The following is a 13,960-nucleotide window of genomic DNA, read 5'->3' as shown; positions in this document are numbered from 1 at the left end:
TCAGGAGAGATCATCGCGCGTCATGGGCAAGCCCGACCTTGCCGCGCAGCCCCCACAGCAGCAGGACCGATGCCGCGATGATCGCAAGGCCGATCGAGATGAACCCCGCGGTCACCAGCGTCTCCTGCCACGGTGCGGCACCGCGTCCTGCCGCGGTGACCGGCGAGAGTGCGCCGGTCCCGAGCACGGCGGCGAGCGTCGTCACGGCCCAGTTGCCATAGGTCCCGCAGAGCAGCGCCCAGTAGGCGAACGCGCGCGGGCCGGACGCCAGCCTGACCTCGCTCCAGATTGCCCCGACCGCGAGCAGGAAGGTGCCGTTCATCACGCCTTCCAGATGCGCCGCGAGCGCCATCCGCACATTGGTGAAGTGCTGCTCGGCAAGGCCGGTCAACAGCCCGATCAGGAACAAGGCCATGCCGTGAAACAGCAGCCGCCGCCGATAATCCATTGTCGCCCCCTCAAATGATCGCCCGGTCAATGGCCGATCATAGCAGACGGTACGAAGACGTCCGTCAGTGACCTGGGGTCGCAGTGGCGGGTCTTGCAATGAGTCGGGTGTGCGGCGGCGGGGGCTCGCTGCGAGGGCGGCCGGCTCACGGCGGAGGCGCCGGCCGGTGCGGACGGGGGCTGCCCCAGGACCAGACGGGCCACGGCCGGCCGCGAAGGCCCGGCGGTTGTTGCCGGCGGCAACCTATGACACCATCCCGATTCCGGTTTATTTTCGACTTTGGAAGCCTATGCCGCGCCGCAAATATGCCTGGGAGAACCTTACGGACGAGCAGCTGCTCCAGCAGCGCCTCAGCAGTCTGAGGGTTGCGGTCGAAGGCACCTGGCTCGCGGATTGCGTCAGCACGCTCTACGAGGAGCTCGAGGAGCGCGGCCTCCGGCTGCGGCCGCACACCTGGATATCGAGCGAATGGTTCAGCCCGGCGGATGTGCCCGGCATCGCCATTCCGTTCTATCTCGCCCATCCCCGCCTGATGAAGCTCGAGAAGAAGATGATGCTCGACGTCGAGGGCGCCTCGTGGTCCGAGTGCATGGCCATTCTCCGCCACGAGGCGGGCCACGCCGTGCAGCACGGCTACCAGCTGCAACGCCGCCGGCGCTGGCAGCAGCTGTTCGGTCCGTCCTCGCAGCACTACCCGCGCTACTACCGGCCCAATCCGGCCAGCCGCAATTATGTCCAGCATCTGCGGCTCTGGTATGCGCAGAGCCATCCGGACGAGGATTTCGCCGAGACCTTCGCGGTGTGGCTGCGGCCGCGCTCGAACTGGCGGACGCGCTATGCCGGCTGGCCGGCGCTGAAGAAGCTCGAATATGTCGACGAGCTGATGGGCGAGATCGCCGGCAAGCGGCCGCTGCTGACGACGCGCGAACGCGTCGATCCGCTGCGTGAGCTCAAGCAGACGCTCGGCGAGCACTACAAGAAGAAGCAGGCGTTCTACGCGTTCACGCCGCCGAAGACCTATGACCGCGATCTGTCCAAGCTGTTCTCCGCCGATCCGCGGCATCAGCGGTATCAGCCGGCGGCGGTGTTCATCAGGCGGCATCGTGCTCATATCAGGCAGCTAGTCGCACGGTGGACCGGCGAGAACCAGCTGACGCTCGATGCCGTGCTCGACGACATGATCTCGCGCTGCCGCGAGCTCAATTTGCGTGCCGTCGGCCCCGAGCATAAGCTCGTGACTAATTTCATCATCTTGCTGACCGCCAAGACCATGCACGCGCTGTTCGGCCCGTCGCGCCGTAAGTGGATCGCGCTATGAAACACCTTCGCATTCTGGTGCTCATGCATCCCGACTGTGTGCCGCCCGATAGCAGCGATGGATACTCGGCGCGGGAAATCAACGAGTGGAAGACCGAATACGACGTCGTGAGCACGCTGCGCACGGCCGGCCATGAGGTTCGCCCGCTCGGTGTGCAGGAGGAAATCAAGCCGGTGCGTGACGAGATCGAAGGCTTCAAGCCGCACATCGTGTTCACGCTGCTGGAGGAGTTTCACTACGACGTCGTGTATGATCAGCACATCGCGAGCTATCTCGAGCTGATGAAGATCCCCTACACCGGGTGCAACCCGCGCGGCCTGATCCTGGCGCGCGGCAAGGATCTGTCGAAGACGCTGGTGCATCATCGCCGGATCCCGGTGCCGGCCTTCGCCGTGTTCCCGATGCGTCGCAAGGTCAAGCGGCCGCCGCGTCTCGAGCTGCCGCTGATCGTCAAGAGCCTGAGCAGCGATGGATCGTTGGGCATCTCGCAGGCGTCGATCGTCGATACCGACGAGAAGCTCGCGGAGCGCGTCGCCTTCATCCATGAGCGGATCGGAACGGCGGCCATCGCCGAGCAGTTCATCGAAGGACGCGAGCTTTATGTCGGCGTGCTCGGCAACAACCGGCTGCGCGTCCTGCCGGTGTGGGAATTGAAATTCGGCAGCATGGGCGGCCCCGGCGCGCGGCACATCGCGACCGAAAAGGCCAAGCACGATACCAGCTATCAGGAGCGCATCGGAATTGCGGATGGTCCGGCCGACGACCTCACGCCGGAACTATCCGCCCACATTCAGCGGCTGGCGAAACGCATCTACCGCACCCTGGGGCTCGACGGCTACGCGCGCATCGACTTCCGCCTGTCCACCAACGGCGTGCCGTATTTCATCGAAGCCAATCCCAATCCCGAGATCGCCAAGAGCCAGGAGTTCGCGACGGCTGCCGGGCATGACGGGCTCGATTACCCGGGCCTGTTGAACCGGATCGTGACGCTCGGAATCAGCCGCGCCAAGGCCGGCGTATCCCTGGGCTGACCCAGCTTCAGAGACTGCGCTGCATGGTGTGGCGCCGCGCGTCCCTGGCGAGAAACATCGCAAACGTTTCCCTAACGCGCGCTGCCGGTGTCGCCCCGGTGGCGGCCGTGGAAGCCGCGGTCGCGGTCGAACGAAAAGCATCCGATTCCGGCCACCGTCGTGCGATGATGTCGTTTACCGGAACCGCCAACAGAATGCTGTCGCTGCGGCAGGTGTCGTAGACGTACAAACCGGCAAGAAAAATCGATACGACAACAAGGATCGTCCTGAAAATCGGCATTGTGTTTGCGCCTTCTTGATTGAGGCGAACAATGCCCGGCGACGGTGAACCGCGCGTTTAGCTGTCGGATCGATCGGCCAGTACGGTTCCCGCTTGGTGAACGCGATGCATAAACCGTTCGCTTACCAACGCCTTCAAGGTTGCGGCAACCAGCTTTCCTCACCAGCCTGCAAGGAGTCTCTGGCATCAAGGGATCAAGAAAAAGACTGAGGAGGCCACCATGTTCGTCGCCATTCGAGTCATGATCCTGATCGCCAGCGCCTATGCAGGCTCGGCCGTCGCAGAGATGCAGTTCGCGCCGCTGCCGAACCTTGCGGCTTCGTCCGCGCCGTAGGATTGGCGAGCCACGCGCTTTTCTTCGCGCCGTCTTGACGCAAGGTTGGCGTCATCGTCGCGGTGCGGTGGCAGCGAAGCCCTAGACCGCCTCGGGCGCCTTCTGCTGCCCGACGCAGTGCAGCGAAAGACATCTTGGAACTTCGCGGCTTTCCGCAGCTTGACGGAAGGTGGCCTTGTTGGGATGCGCGATGTTCCGACGTTTTGCCTTTGCACGTTTTGCCGCTGAACTCTTGTTTTTGTCGACCACGCCCGTGGTTGCAGCGGGTCTCGATGCCGCCTCGATCAATGACGCCGCAGCGCCGCCGGCAAGATTGCCGGACCGTCAACTGCTCAGCCCTTCCATTGCCAGGCTCGAGATCCTGCTTGATCGCGCGCACTTCTCCCCCGGGGAGATCGACGGCAAGCTCGGCGAGAACGCGCAGAAGGCGCTCGCGGCGTTCGCCGAGGCCAATGGATTATCCTTCGACAAGGCGGTGACGGCGGATCTCTGGACCAGGCTCGTCGCCGCCAGCGAAGGCGCTGCTGTCGTCACCTACACGATTGTCGATGCCGACGTGAAAGGTCCGTTCCTGAGCAAGGTCCCCGCGAAGATGGAGAGCATGAAGGACCTGCCGGCACTGAACTACACCAGCCCGCGCGAAGCGCTCGCCGAGAAATTCCACATGAGCGAGGCTTTGCTGCAGGCACTCAATCCAGGCCAGAAGTTCGATAAGCCCGGTGACAGCATTGCGGTTGCGAACGTGCTCGACACCGAAAAGCCGGCACCGGTCGCGCGTATCGAGGTCGACAAGACGCGGCAGACGCTGCGGACCTTCGATGCCGCGGGGAAGCTCATCGCCTTCTATCCCGCAACGGTCGGCAGTACGGAGAAGCCGACGCCGACCGGCACGTTGAAGGTGACGGCGATCAACAAGAACCCGACCTATCACTACAATCCCAAGTACAAGTTCAAGGGCGTCAAATCGAAGAGGCCATTCACGATCAGGCCCGGCCCGAACAACCCGGTCGGCGTGGTGTGGATCAACCTCTCGGGAGAAGGCTACGGCATTCACGGCACCGGCAATCCCGGCAAGATCTCCAAGGCCGAATCCCACGGCTGCGTCCGGCTCACGAACTGGGACGCGCTCAGGGTCGCGGCCGGTGTCGCCAAGGGTACGCCGGTTGCGTTCGTGGAGAGCTCGCGATAGCGAGCGCAGGACCTGACGCCGGAATTGCCGGTTGCCAACCTCATTGCCGCGTCGCGGAATGATGTCGACCTTGCGATGCGCGCTCCTGCCTCGAAGCCATGCGGAAGACGCAGCCGGCCGCGCGCACACCGATCGTCGCGCAAGGTTGCCATGCGCCGCTCCTCGGCTGATGATGCGCAAAACGGATCAAAGCCGATCGAGAGGGAGCGAATGCGTGGGCGTCGTGTGCTGATGGAATCGTTCGTGTCGCATGGCGTGCGCCATATCTTCGGCAACCCCGGCACGACGGAAACGCCGCTGCTCGACAGTTTGCCGGCCTTCCCGCAACTCGAATACATCATGGCGCTGCATGAAGGTGTCGCGGTCAGCGCCGCCAGTTTCTACGCGCAGGCGTCGGGACGCGTCACCGTTGCCAACCTGCACGTCGCTCCGGGCCTCGGCAACGGCATCGGTTCGCTCTACGGCGTGCTGAAGGCAAACTCGCCCGTGGTCGTGACGGCCGGCCAGCAGGATACCCGCATGCGGCTCAACAATCCGTTGCTCGGCCATGATCTCGTTGCGATGGCGGCACCCGTGACGAAGTGGAGCGTGCAGATCGAGCGCGCCGACGAGATCGCCCCGATCATGCGACGCGCGTTCAAGGTGGCGACCGATGCGCCGCAAGGCCCCGTGTTTGTGTCGCTGCCGATCGACGTCCTCGAGCAGGAAACCGCGGTCGATGCGTCGACGCCGGATCATCTGTGGCGATCGACGCGGCCCGATCCGGCAGGCATCGAGGCGCTGGTCGCGCTGCTCCTGAAGTCGAAAAATCCGGCCATCATCGCCGGCGACGACGTGGCGCGGTCGGGCGGCGAGCAGGCGCTGGTGGCGCTCACGGAAGCGCTCGGCGCCACGGTATGGTTCGAGGGATTGCGCCATCACTCCTCGTTCCCGACCAGCCATCCGAGCTATCGTCAGTCGCTCCCGGGCGACGCCCGGCAGGTGCGGAAGGCGCTCGGCGAAACCGATCTCGTGCTGCTGGTCGGCGGTCCGTTCTTCGAGGACATCTGGTTTGCGCCCGGCGGCCACATTCCCGACGGCGCGTCCTTGCTGCAGATCGAGGCCTCGGCCGAGCGTCTCGCGCTCAACAACCGGCTCGATGCCGGCGTCGTCGGCGACATCGCGGTCAGCCTCGTCGCACTGACGGACGCGTTGCGTGCAAAGGCGGGTGCGGACTTCAGTCAAGCCGCGCAACATCGGAATGCTGCGCTGGCCGAACTACAGGCGAAGGAGAAGGAAGCCTATCGCGCCCGTGTCGAGAAAAGCTGGAACCGGGAGCCGAGCTCGATGCCGCGCGTCACCGCGGAGCTTCGTCGCGGTCTGCCCGATGATGTCGTGATCGTCGATGAAAGCATCACGGCGAGCCTCGATCTCGCGCGCGCTTTCGATTATCGCGGCTTCGGCGATTATTTCGGCGGCCGTGGCGGCGGCATCGGGCAGGGCCTTGCCGGTGCGATCGGCGTCAAGATCGCAATGCCGGACCGTCCGGTTGTCGCCGTCTCGGGCGACGGCTCGGCGATGTACGCGATCCAGGCGCTGTGGACTGCCGCGCACCACAGGCTTGCCATCGTGTTCGTGGTGCTCGCCAACCGCGAGTACCGCATCCTCAAACACAATGTGGATGTCTGGCGTCAGAATTTCGAAGCCGGCACCCAGCATCCCTATCAGAATATGGATATCACCGGCCCCGTGCTCGACTTCGTACATCTCGCAGCCGGCATGGGTGTCGAGGCGGTGAGAGTCGAGAAGGCCGACGACATCGCCGGTGCAGTTGCAAAGGCCGTGGCAGCTCAGCGGCCATACCTCGTCGAGATCGCAATCGAAGGCAAGCGCTGACCGCGCCGAAGGAGTTTCCCATGGCAGGCATTCTGGACGGCAAGGCTGCGTTGGTGACCGGCGGCGGCTCCGGCATTGGCCGGGCAACCGCGATTGCCATGGCGCGCGAAGGGGCGCGCGTTGCGGTGTCCGACCTCTCGAAGGATGGCATCGAGGAGACGGTCGCGCTGATCAACGCCGCGGGCGGCCAGTCGATCGCGATCCAGGGCGATGTCACCGACGAGGCTGACGTGGCGAACATGGTGGCCCGCACGGTTTCGGCGTTTGGGCGCATCGATTGCGCGTTCAACAATGCCGGCGTGGCCGGGCGCTCCGTCGGCCCGCCCGGCCAACGCATTCACGAGCTCACGCAGCCGTCGGTGGCGAAGATGTTCTCGGTCAATCTGATGGGCGTGTTCCTGTGCCTGAAATACGAGGTCGCACAGATGCTCAAGCAGGGCGGCGGCGGCGCGATCGTCAACACCGCCTCGATCGCCGGGCTGGTCGGCCTCGCCACGTCGGGCCACTACGTCGCGACCAAGCACGGTGTCGTCGGGCTGACCAAGTCCGCTGCGATCGAATATGCGCAGGACGGCATCCGCGTGAATTGCGTCAATCCCGGATACATCAAGACGCCGATGACCAAGGAAACGATGGACGAACGCTACGACGAGATCATCGCCAAGGTGCCGGTAGGTCGCCTGGGCGTGCCGGAGGAAATCGCCGAAGCGGTGGTCTGGATGTGCTCGGACAAGGCATCCTTCATGACGGGCGCGTCGCATGTGGTGGACGGCGGCTACAGCGCCGCCTGATCGTCTGCCGAACTCTGAGGCGAGGGTCGACAGCACCGTCGGGATGTGTCGCGAGATTGTGGAAGTGTGACTGGTACGAGGAGACCCTTTCGCAACACCCGCCGCAGCGTATGGGTCCCTACTTTCGCAAGGACGACACGCGGGAAGAGCCGTGGACTCACACACTGAATCACCCGCCTTCGCGAAAGCGGGTGATGACACGGAGAGCTTGGCTATTTGACAGAGTCGAATCAGAAACGGCCGCGCATCGCGGCCGCCGACCCTATTGGTCCACCTTCGGCGTCTTGGCTGCAAGGTCGAGGCCGAACTGGAGAGCGCGCTCCTGGCGCTCTTCGGTCAAGAACCTCAGCTCCCGTTCCAGCGACCGCGCAACCTCGTCCTGGGTTTGCTGGGAATGGCGGCGGGAGCCGCCTTGCGGTTTGGCCGGTTGGGCAGTCACGGGAGAACCCTTGTCATCGCAGTGTCACAGGCGCAGGCATGCCACGGCTGAAGTCGCCGCGACAATCAAAAAGAATTCAGCGGGCGTCGTTTGGAATGTTTGTTGTGCATCTGACTCTAATTTGAGCAGGAAATTCTCCGCGGCATCGCAGCCCCGGCTCAAGCGTCGACTCACTCCTTGGCTCTGATGGAGCCGAGCATGGTCGGGCTTGCGGTCTCATCAATTCGGATGAGAGAGCCCGGTTCCCACGAAATCATTTCCGGAATCGCATGAAGACGTCCTGAAACCGACAAGGTCTAACCTTAGTAGCGTTGTGAAGAGCGGGTGCCTGGTGAGACGCTGACGACTGCGGTCGTGAGATTCACGACAGAGGTTGTGAGGCCGGTCGGTCCTGCCGAGACGTTGGGGTGATCCCGGAAATGAAGAAGCCGAATGCTGTGCCATATGTCTGGGCGGCCGCGTTGATCGCGGTCGTGATCTGGGGCGTGAGCGGCACCCCGCAGATGGCACATACCTCCGCCAATACGCATCTCGCCCGGGCGCGTTAGCGCGGTTTCGGAACCGGGTTCGCGTCAGGCGACGACGCCCGAAACGGAAGTCTAGAGCTTCGGCCGCAGCGAGCGCTGCATATCCATCGTGTAGGTGTAGCGCCCTTCCGGGTGCGTGGTGATGGTGACCTCGAACAGTTCCTCGCGCACGCCGTAGTAGCGGCGGACCACGGTGAGCGCCGGCGAGCCGGACTTGACGCCGAGCGCCTTTGCGATCGGCGCCGGCATCCCCCGCACGAAGATTTCCATCTGGGCACGCTCGGTGACCTGGCCGTACATCTTGGCGATCTGCTCGTGCACCGGGGTGCGGCCGTGGTCGCTGCGGGTCACGACATCGGCGAATCGGCGCAGCACGTAGATCTCGGTCCAGCCGAGCGGGGCGGCGAACTGGTCGGAGCGGCGCACCGCCTCGATCAGGAACCAGCTCTTGCCGGGCTCGCATTTCAAAAGTCCGGCCAGCTTGCGGTCGGCGACGATGTCGCTGCTGTTCACGACGTCGCGATAGGTCTCGTTGGAATAGCGCAGCCATTCGCCGAGCGACTTGACGCTGTGGGTGAACAGCACCGGCGGTTCGGAGGCGATCACCACCGAACCAAGGCCGGCGCGGCGCACGATCAGGCCCTGGTCGATCAGGATGCGCAGCGCCTCGCGCACGGTCTGGCGGCTCGCCTGATAGCTCGCCATCAACTCGGTCTCGGTCGGCAGCAGATTGCCGACCGCGTAGGTGCCGAGACGGATGTCCTTCTGCAGCCCGGTGGCGATGTCGCGGTAGCGGGACGATCTCGCCCTGTCCGGTTGTTCAGACATGGCAAATCACTGGTATGCCATATGGCAGGCGACCGGATGTCCCGACTGCATCGACTGCAGCGCGGCCTCGAACGCGGCGAGCGTCGCCAGCACGTCGGCTTCCGGCACCGGGAACGGCTGCTTGCGTTCGACCGCATCGGCAAAGGCCGCGAGTTCCGCGGTGAGCGTGTTCACCGCCGGATAGCGCGTTGTCGCAGGCGCCTCGCCGGATGTCCGTAGCACCATCGTCACCTCGTCGAGCACCTCTGCGGATCCTTTTGTCCCGAACACATGCACGCGCCAATAGAACGGTGTTGCGCGGATCGTCGCAAGGGTTGCACTCACGCCATTCACAAATTCAATCGCTAAAGTTGCAGTGTCGAGCGGCGGCGGTCCCGCCGCGCGTTCACTCAACCGGGCATAGACCTGCCGCGCCGGCCCAAGCAGGCTGACGAAGCCGTCGAGCACATGCAGACCCGCGCCGGTCAGCCCGCCGCCGGGCGACTCCTCGGGCGACAGCCGCCAGCCCTGCGTGACGGCTTGCGAGTTCTCGTTGCTGTTGTGGCCCTCGACATGCAGGATCTTTCCGAGCTCGCCACTGGCCGTGATCACGCGCAGTGCCTGCATCGACGGCCAGAACCTTCGGTTATGCCCGACCGCGAGCGTCACGCCGGCCTTGCGGCAGGCCGCGAACATCTCGGCCGCATCGCCGCGCCGAAGCGCCAGCGGCTTCTCGCAAAACACCTGCTTACCGGCGCCGGCTGCCGCGATCACCTGGCGCTTGTGCAGCGAATGCGGTGTCGCCAGCAGCACGGCATCGATGCCGGGATCGGCGAGGACATCGTCCAGGCTCGCCGCGAGGGAAAGGTCATGCGCTGCGCAAAAGCCCGCGGCGCCGCTGACGTCGGGTTCTACCGCGCTTGTGATCCTCAGCCGTGGCTCGCCCGGCGCAGCCTCGACCAGCGCGCGGCCCCAGCGGCCGAGGCCCGCGATCGCACAATTGATCATGAATGGTCCTTACCTCGGCTGTGTCCGGCCCGGATCGCCTCGATCACGGCGGCGCTGTCGCTGTCCGGGCCTTGGAGCGCGATCGCCGCGCGCAGCAACTCGGCCTGCACTGACGTCAGCGGCAAGGGCAGACCGTGCCGGCCGGCCTCGCGCAGGATCAGCTCGGCGTCCTTCAAGGTCTGCGCGATATGCGATTGCGGCGAGAAATCCCGCGCCAGCATCTTCGGTCCCTTGCTGTCCATCACCTTGGAATATGCCGCCGATTGCCGCGCGGTCGCAAGGAAGGCCGCGGCGTCGAGGCCGAGCGCCTCGGCAAGTGCGATGCCCTCGGCCAAAGCGGCGCGGTTGTTCTGCAGGATCAGGTTGATGGCAAGCTTGGTGCGGCTCGCATTGCCGATCGCGCCGACATGGATCCGCTGCGGGCAGAGGATGTCGAGCGTCGCGGAGGCGGCTGCGATGACGTCGCCTTCGCCCGCGACCAGCGCGGTGGCGGTGCCGGCGCGGACATCGGCGCTAGTGCCCGAGATCGGCGCTTCGATGAAGGCAAGGCGTGAGCGCGCCGCGAGTTCGGCGATGACAGTGATCTCGCCGGGCGCGCAAGTGGTGGTGCAGATGACGAGCGGCGGCAGCGTCGCGTTGGCGAGGTCCGGCAGCAGGCCCTTGACCTCTGCGGCGTCGTATACCGCGATGACGATGACCCGGCACCGCGCCGCGACGTCAGTGGCGAAGGCCGCGAACTCGGCGCCGCTGGCCCTCAAGCCGTCCGTCTTCGCGGCATCGACGTCGAAGCCGATGACGCCGACGCCGGCGTCGATCAGCCGTGCGGAAAGGGCTGATCCCATCAGCCCCAGGCCGATCATGCCGACAGGTGTCTCGCGAGCCATGATGCGCCGCCGCTTCGTGCTATTGCGGCTGGATGCCGGCCGCTTTCACCTCCGCCGACCAGCGCACCACCTCGCTCTTGACGAAGGCGCCGAACTCGGTCGGCGCCAGCGGCGCCACCATCACGCCGACATCGGCGAGCTTCTTCTTCGTCTCGGGCAGCGCGAGGTACTTCGCGCACTCGGCGTAGATCTTGTTGACCACCGGCTCCGGCGTGCCGGCCGGCGCGAACAGGCCGTACCAGATGGTGGCCTCGAAGCCGGGCATCGCCTCGGCGAGCGCGGGCAGGCCGGGCGTGAGCTCGTTGCGGGTCGCCGACGTCACGCCGATCCCGCGCAAGGTGCCGCCCTGCATCTGCGGGATCGCGACCGAGAAATCGCCGAAGGTCAGGTCGATCACCCCCGCCATCACGTCGGTCATCGCCTGCGGCACGCCGCGATAGGAGGCCGCGATCAGCGACAGGCCGCCGCGTGATTGCAGCTGCGCGATCGAGATCTGCGATGCGCCGGAGCCGTAGCCCGCGGTCAGATTGGGGTTGGCCTTGGCGTAGCTGAGGAACTGCGGCAGGTCCTTGGCCGCAAGCTTCGGATTGACCAGCAGCACCATTGCCGTCGTGGTGGTGCGGATCACCGGCGCAAAGTCCTTCACCGGATCGTAGGGCAGGCTCTTCAGCGTCGCGACATTGCTGGCATGGGTGGTGTTGGTGCCCATCAACAGCGTGTAGCCGTCGGGCGCGCTGCGGGCGACTTCCTGGGCGCCGATGCTGCCGAGCGCGCCGGCGCGATTTTCGATCAGCACGGTCTGGCCGAACGCGTCCTGCAGATGCTGGCCGACCAGCCGGGCGACGTTGTCGGGCCCGGCGCCGGCCGGGAAGGGCACGATGATCTTGAGCGGCCGTTGCGGGAAATCGTCCGCGGCCACGGCCGGCAGGACCGGAAGCGCAGCGAGCAGGACGACGAGCAGCCCCAGCCGTAACTTCATCCCGGTCCCCTCCTTGTTCGTTTTGAGGAATTTATACGGACAAATGTGCTTGGGGTGCAAGATCATGGCTTGTAGAAATATTCAGGTGCGACATATTTATCCGTATAAATAGCCCATTCAGGGGAGCCAGACGACGATGGTGGACATCAGCGATCTCCATGCGCGCGGGCTGCGCCGGCGCCAGAAGATGTTCGGTGAGGGCGATGTCGCCAGGCGGATGGCGGCCGCGGGCGATTTCGGCACACCGCTGCAAAACATCATCAACGCCTACGTCTATGGCGACGTCTGGGAGCGCAACGGCCTGTCCGATCAGATCCGCAGCCTCGTGATGCTCGGCATCACCGCGGCGAGCAGCAAGCCCGCCGAGTTCCGGGTTCATGCCAAGGGCGCGCTGGCCAATGGCTGCACGGCCGCGCAGGTGCAGGACGTGCTGCTGCTGGTCGCGATGTATTGCGGCATTCCGGCCGCGATCGAGACCAGCAAGATCGCAGCCGAGGTGTTCGGCGAGGCGCCGCCTGAGGGGTAGGGCAGAGGCCGGTGGCGTGATAGGCAAATTGCCGACTGCGACCGGCAACAGGATCTGCCCATGCCTGCCTTCCCGATGTCCGCCTTCCCGACCTCGACCACCGTGCTCGATTCCGTGCTGTTTCGCGATGCCTTCGGCACAAGCGAGATGCGCGAGGTGTTCTCCGACCTGCGGCTGATCGCGCGCTATGCCGAGGTCGAAGTCGCGCTGGCAAAGGCCGAAGCGCGCTGCGGTGTGATCCCGGCGGGGGCGGCGAAAGAGATTGCAAAACGCACCGATGTCGCCGCGTTCGATTTCGACCTGCTGCGGCAGGAGACCGACGTGGTCGGCTATCCGATCCTGCCGCTGGTGCATCAGATGGCAAAACAGTGTGGCGAGGCCGGCCGCTATGTCCATTGGGGCGCCACCACGCAGGACATCATGGATACCGCCGTGGTGCTGCAACTCCGTGACGGCCTCAAGATCATCGAAGACGACATCAGCGCGCTGCGCGGCATCCTCGCCGGTCTCTCGAAAAAATACCGCAACACGCCGATGGCCGGCCGCACCCATCTGCAGCAGGCTCTCCCGGTGACCTTCGGCTACAAGACCGCGATCTGGCTTGCCGCATTCGATCGCCACGCCGCGCGGCTCGCGGAGCTGAAGCCGCGCGTGCTGGTCGGCCAGTTCGCCGGTGCTGCCGGCACGCTGGCCTCATTTGGCGGCAAGGGCTTCGAGGTCCAGCAGGCGCTGTGCGAGGAACTCGGCCTCGGCGTGCCCGTCTCCACCTGGCACGTCGCGCGCGACGGTCTGGCGGAGGCGGTGAATTTCCTGGCGCTGGTCACGGGCACGCTCGGCAAGATCGCGCTCGACATCATGATCATGGCGTCGACCGAGTTCGCCGAGGTCTACGAGCCGTTCGTGAAGGGGCGCGGCGCGTCCTCGACCATGCCGCAGAAGCGCAACCCGATCTCGTCGGAGCTGATGCTCGCCGCCGCCAAGGCGGTGCGCCAGCATGCCGGCCTGATGCTCGATGCGATGGTGCAGGATTTCGAACGCGCCACCGGGCCGTGGCACGCCGAATGGATGGCGATCCCGGAAAGTTTTGTGCTCACAGCAGGCGCGCTGCATCAGGCAAAGTTCGCGCTCGGTGGCCTGATCGTCGACGAGAAGCGGATGGCTCACAATCTCGACATCAGCCGCGGGCTGATCGTCGCCGAGGCCGTGATGATGGGTCTCGCGCCGGCAATCGGACGGCAGGAGGCGCACGACGTGGTCTACGACGCCTGCCGTGTCGCCAACGACCAGGGCCTGACCTTGGCCGAGGCGCTGGCGGCGGATCAGCGCGTCGCGAGCCGGATCGACCGGGCGACGATCGACCGACTTACCTCGCCGAAAAACTACCTCGGCCTCGCGCCCGAGATGGTCGACCGGGTGCTGACGTCGGTGAAGCGGTAAAATTCGCGGCAATTGCTCGCCGTCGCGTGATCGGCGGCGGCGGGCGGGAACCTTGCGAATGCGGATCGAATTGGACTACGAATCCCT

Annotated in this window: 14 protein-coding genes; 8 read left to right on the top strand and 6 right to left on the bottom strand. The window is 65.2% G+C overall.

The window, feature by feature from the left end:
• Nucleotides 1–10: 10 nt before the first annotated feature.
• Nucleotides 11–448: a hydrogenase gene (locus QDT69_RS29110; protein WP_279709911.1), complete on the bottom strand. Its 438-nt coding sequence runs from the start codon at nt 446–448 to the stop codon at nt 11–13.
• A 289-nt stretch (nt 449–737) separates the two neighbouring features.
• Between QDT69_RS29110 and QDT69_RS29105 the strand changes: the two genes are divergently transcribed.
• Both QDT69_RS29105 and QDT69_RS29100 read left to right on the top strand, forming a co-directional pair.
• A complete protein-coding gene (locus QDT69_RS29105) occupies nt 738–1,766 on the top strand; it encodes a putative zinc-binding metallopeptidase (protein WP_279709910.1) in 1,029 nt (342 codons plus the stop codon).
• Nucleotides 1,763–2,797 (top strand): ATP-grasp domain-containing protein, encoded by a 1,035-nt coding sequence (locus QDT69_RS29100; protein WP_279709909.1) that lies wholly within the window; start codon nt 1,763–1,765, stop codon nt 2,795–2,797. The genes QDT69_RS29105 and QDT69_RS29100 overlap by 4 nt, the downstream gene beginning before the upstream one ends.
• Before the next feature lie 7 nt (nt 2,798–2,804).
• On the opposite strand, the gene QDT69_RS29095 is transcribed toward QDT69_RS29100, so the two are convergent.
• Nucleotides 2,805–3,077 (bottom strand): hypothetical protein, encoded by a 273-nt coding sequence (locus QDT69_RS29095; RefSeq protein ID WP_279709908.1) that lies wholly within the window; start codon nt 3,075–3,077, stop codon nt 2,805–2,807.
• A gap of 524 nt (nt 3,078–3,601) precedes the next feature.
• On the opposite strand from QDT69_RS29095, the gene QDT69_RS29090 reads away from it, so the two are divergent.
• The 4 genes from QDT69_RS29090 to QDT69_RS29075 all read left to right on the top strand — a co-directional run bounded on the left by QDT69_RS29090 (nt 3,602) and on the right by QDT69_RS29075 (nt 8,253).
• Complete coding sequence (locus tag QDT69_RS29090) at nt 3,602–4,600, top strand: L,D-transpeptidase family protein (protein WP_279709907.1); 999 nt, start codon at nt 3,602–3,604, stop codon at nt 4,598–4,600.
• Between the two features lie 210 nt (nt 4,601–4,810).
• Entirely contained in the window at nt 4,811–6,475 is a 1,665-nt protein-coding gene (locus QDT69_RS29085) for a thiamine pyrophosphate-binding protein (protein ID WP_279709906.1), read from the top strand.
• Nucleotides 6,476–6,495: 20 nt separating this feature from the next.
• On the top strand, nt 6,496–7,266 hold the full coding sequence (locus QDT69_RS29080) for a glucose 1-dehydrogenase (RefSeq protein ID WP_279709905.1): 771 nt from the start codon (nt 6,496–6,498) through the stop codon (nt 7,264–7,266).
• Nucleotides 7,267–8,124: 858 nt separating this feature from the next.
• Complete coding sequence (locus QDT69_RS29075) at nt 8,125–8,253, top strand: hypothetical protein (protein ID WP_274617391.1); 129 nt, start codon at nt 8,125–8,127, stop codon at nt 8,251–8,253.
• 51 nt (nt 8,254–8,304) lie between these two features.
• On the opposite strand, the gene QDT69_RS29070 is transcribed toward QDT69_RS29075, so the two are convergent.
• The 4 genes from QDT69_RS29070 to QDT69_RS29055 are packed head-to-tail and all read right to left on the bottom strand — an operon-like array spanning nt 8,305 to nt 11,910.
• The gene (locus QDT69_RS29070; protein WP_279709904.1) at nt 8,305–9,060 is read right to left on the bottom strand and encodes a GntR family transcriptional regulator; all 756 of its coding nucleotides are present in this window, start codon (nt 9,058–9,060) and stop codon (nt 8,305–8,307) included.
• A gap of 6 nt (nt 9,061–9,066) precedes the next feature.
• Nucleotides 9,067–10,047: a Gfo/Idh/MocA family oxidoreductase gene (locus tag QDT69_RS29065; protein WP_279709903.1), complete on the bottom strand. Its 981-nt coding sequence runs from the start codon at nt 10,045–10,047 to the stop codon at nt 9,067–9,069.
• Entirely contained in the window at nt 10,044–10,931 is an 888-nt protein-coding gene (locus QDT69_RS29060; protein WP_279709902.1) for an NAD(P)-dependent oxidoreductase, read from the bottom strand. Before QDT69_RS29060 ends, QDT69_RS29065 begins: the two co-directional genes overlap by 4 nt.
• Nucleotides 10,932–10,950: 19 nt before the next feature.
• Nucleotides 10,951–11,910: a tripartite tricarboxylate transporter substrate-binding protein gene (locus QDT69_RS29055; protein ID WP_279709901.1), complete on the bottom strand. Its 960-nt coding sequence runs from the start codon at nt 11,908–11,910 to the stop codon at nt 10,951–10,953.
• A gap of 136 nt (nt 11,911–12,046) precedes the next feature.
• On the opposite strand from QDT69_RS29055, the gene QDT69_RS29050 reads away from it, so the two are divergent.
• Both QDT69_RS29050 and QDT69_RS29045 read left to right on the top strand, forming a co-directional pair.
• The gene (locus QDT69_RS29050) at nt 12,047–12,436 is read left to right on the top strand and encodes a carboxymuconolactone decarboxylase family protein (RefSeq protein WP_279709900.1); all 390 of its coding nucleotides are present in this window, start codon (nt 12,047–12,049) and stop codon (nt 12,434–12,436) included.
• Nucleotides 12,437–12,511: 75 nt separating this feature from the next.
• Nucleotides 12,512–13,873, top strand: coding sequence for an adenylosuccinate lyase family protein (locus tag QDT69_RS29045; protein ID WP_279710015.1), 1,362 nt, complete (start codon nt 12,512–12,514; stop codon nt 13,871–13,873).
• Nucleotides 13,874–13,960: the final 87 nt, after the last annotated feature.

The organism is Bradyrhizobium sp. CER78 (assembly GCF_029846235.1).
Classification (GTDB): Bacteria; Pseudomonadota; Alphaproteobacteria; order Rhizobiales; family Xanthobacteraceae; genus Bradyrhizobium.
The sequence above is the reverse complement of the archived record's forward strand: the minus strand, read 5'-3'. Positions and strand labels throughout refer to the sequence as shown.

Bases quoted from the DNA above. Each gene is read 5' to 3' on its own strand.
- QDT69_RS29110 (WP_279709911.1), bottom strand. From the start codon at position 448: ATGGATTATCGGCGGCGGCTGCTGTTTCACGGCATGGCCTTGTTCCTG.
- QDT69_RS29105 (WP_279709910.1), top strand. From the start codon at position 738: ATGCCGCGCCGCAAATATGCCTGGGAGAACCTTACGGACGAGCAGCTG.
- QDT69_RS29100 (WP_279709909.1), top strand. From the start codon at position 1,763: ATGAAACACCTTCGCATTCTGGTGCTCATGCATCCCGACTGTGTGCCG.
- QDT69_RS29095 (WP_279709908.1), bottom strand. From the start codon at position 3,077: ATGCCGATTTTCAGGACGATCCTTGTTGTCGTATCGATTTTTCTTGCC.
- QDT69_RS29090 (WP_279709907.1), top strand. From the start codon at position 3,602: ATGTTCCGACGTTTTGCCTTTGCACGTTTTGCCGCTGAACTCTTGTTT.
- QDT69_RS29085 (WP_279709906.1), top strand. From the start codon at position 4,811: ATGCGTGGGCGTCGTGTGCTGATGGAATCGTTCGTGTCGCATGGCGTG.
- QDT69_RS29080 (WP_279709905.1), top strand. From the start codon at position 6,496: ATGGCAGGCATTCTGGACGGCAAGGCTGCGTTGGTGACCGGCGGCGGC.
- QDT69_RS29075 (WP_274617391.1), top strand. From the start codon at position 8,125: ATGAAGAAGCCGAATGCTGTGCCATATGTCTGGGCGGCCGCGTTGATC.
- QDT69_RS29070 (WP_279709904.1), bottom strand. From the start codon at position 9,060: ATGTCTGAACAACCGGACAGGGCGAGATCGTCCCGCTACCGCGACATC.
- QDT69_RS29065 (WP_279709903.1), bottom strand. From the start codon at position 10,047: ATGATCAATTGTGCGATCGCGGGCCTCGGCCGCTGGGGCCGCGCGCTG.
- QDT69_RS29060 (WP_279709902.1), bottom strand. From the start codon at position 10,931: ATGGCTCGCGAGACACCTGTCGGCATGATCGGCCTGGGGCTGATGGGA.
- QDT69_RS29055 (WP_279709901.1), bottom strand. From the start codon at position 11,910: ATGAAGTTACGGCTGGGGCTGCTCGTCGTCCTGCTCGCTGCGCTTCCG.
- QDT69_RS29050 (WP_279709900.1), top strand. From the start codon at position 12,047: ATGGTGGACATCAGCGATCTCCATGCGCGCGGGCTGCGCCGGCGCCAG.
- QDT69_RS29045 (WP_279710015.1), top strand. From the start codon at position 12,512: ATGTCCGCCTTCCCGACCTCGACCACCGTGCTCGATTCCGTGCTGTTT.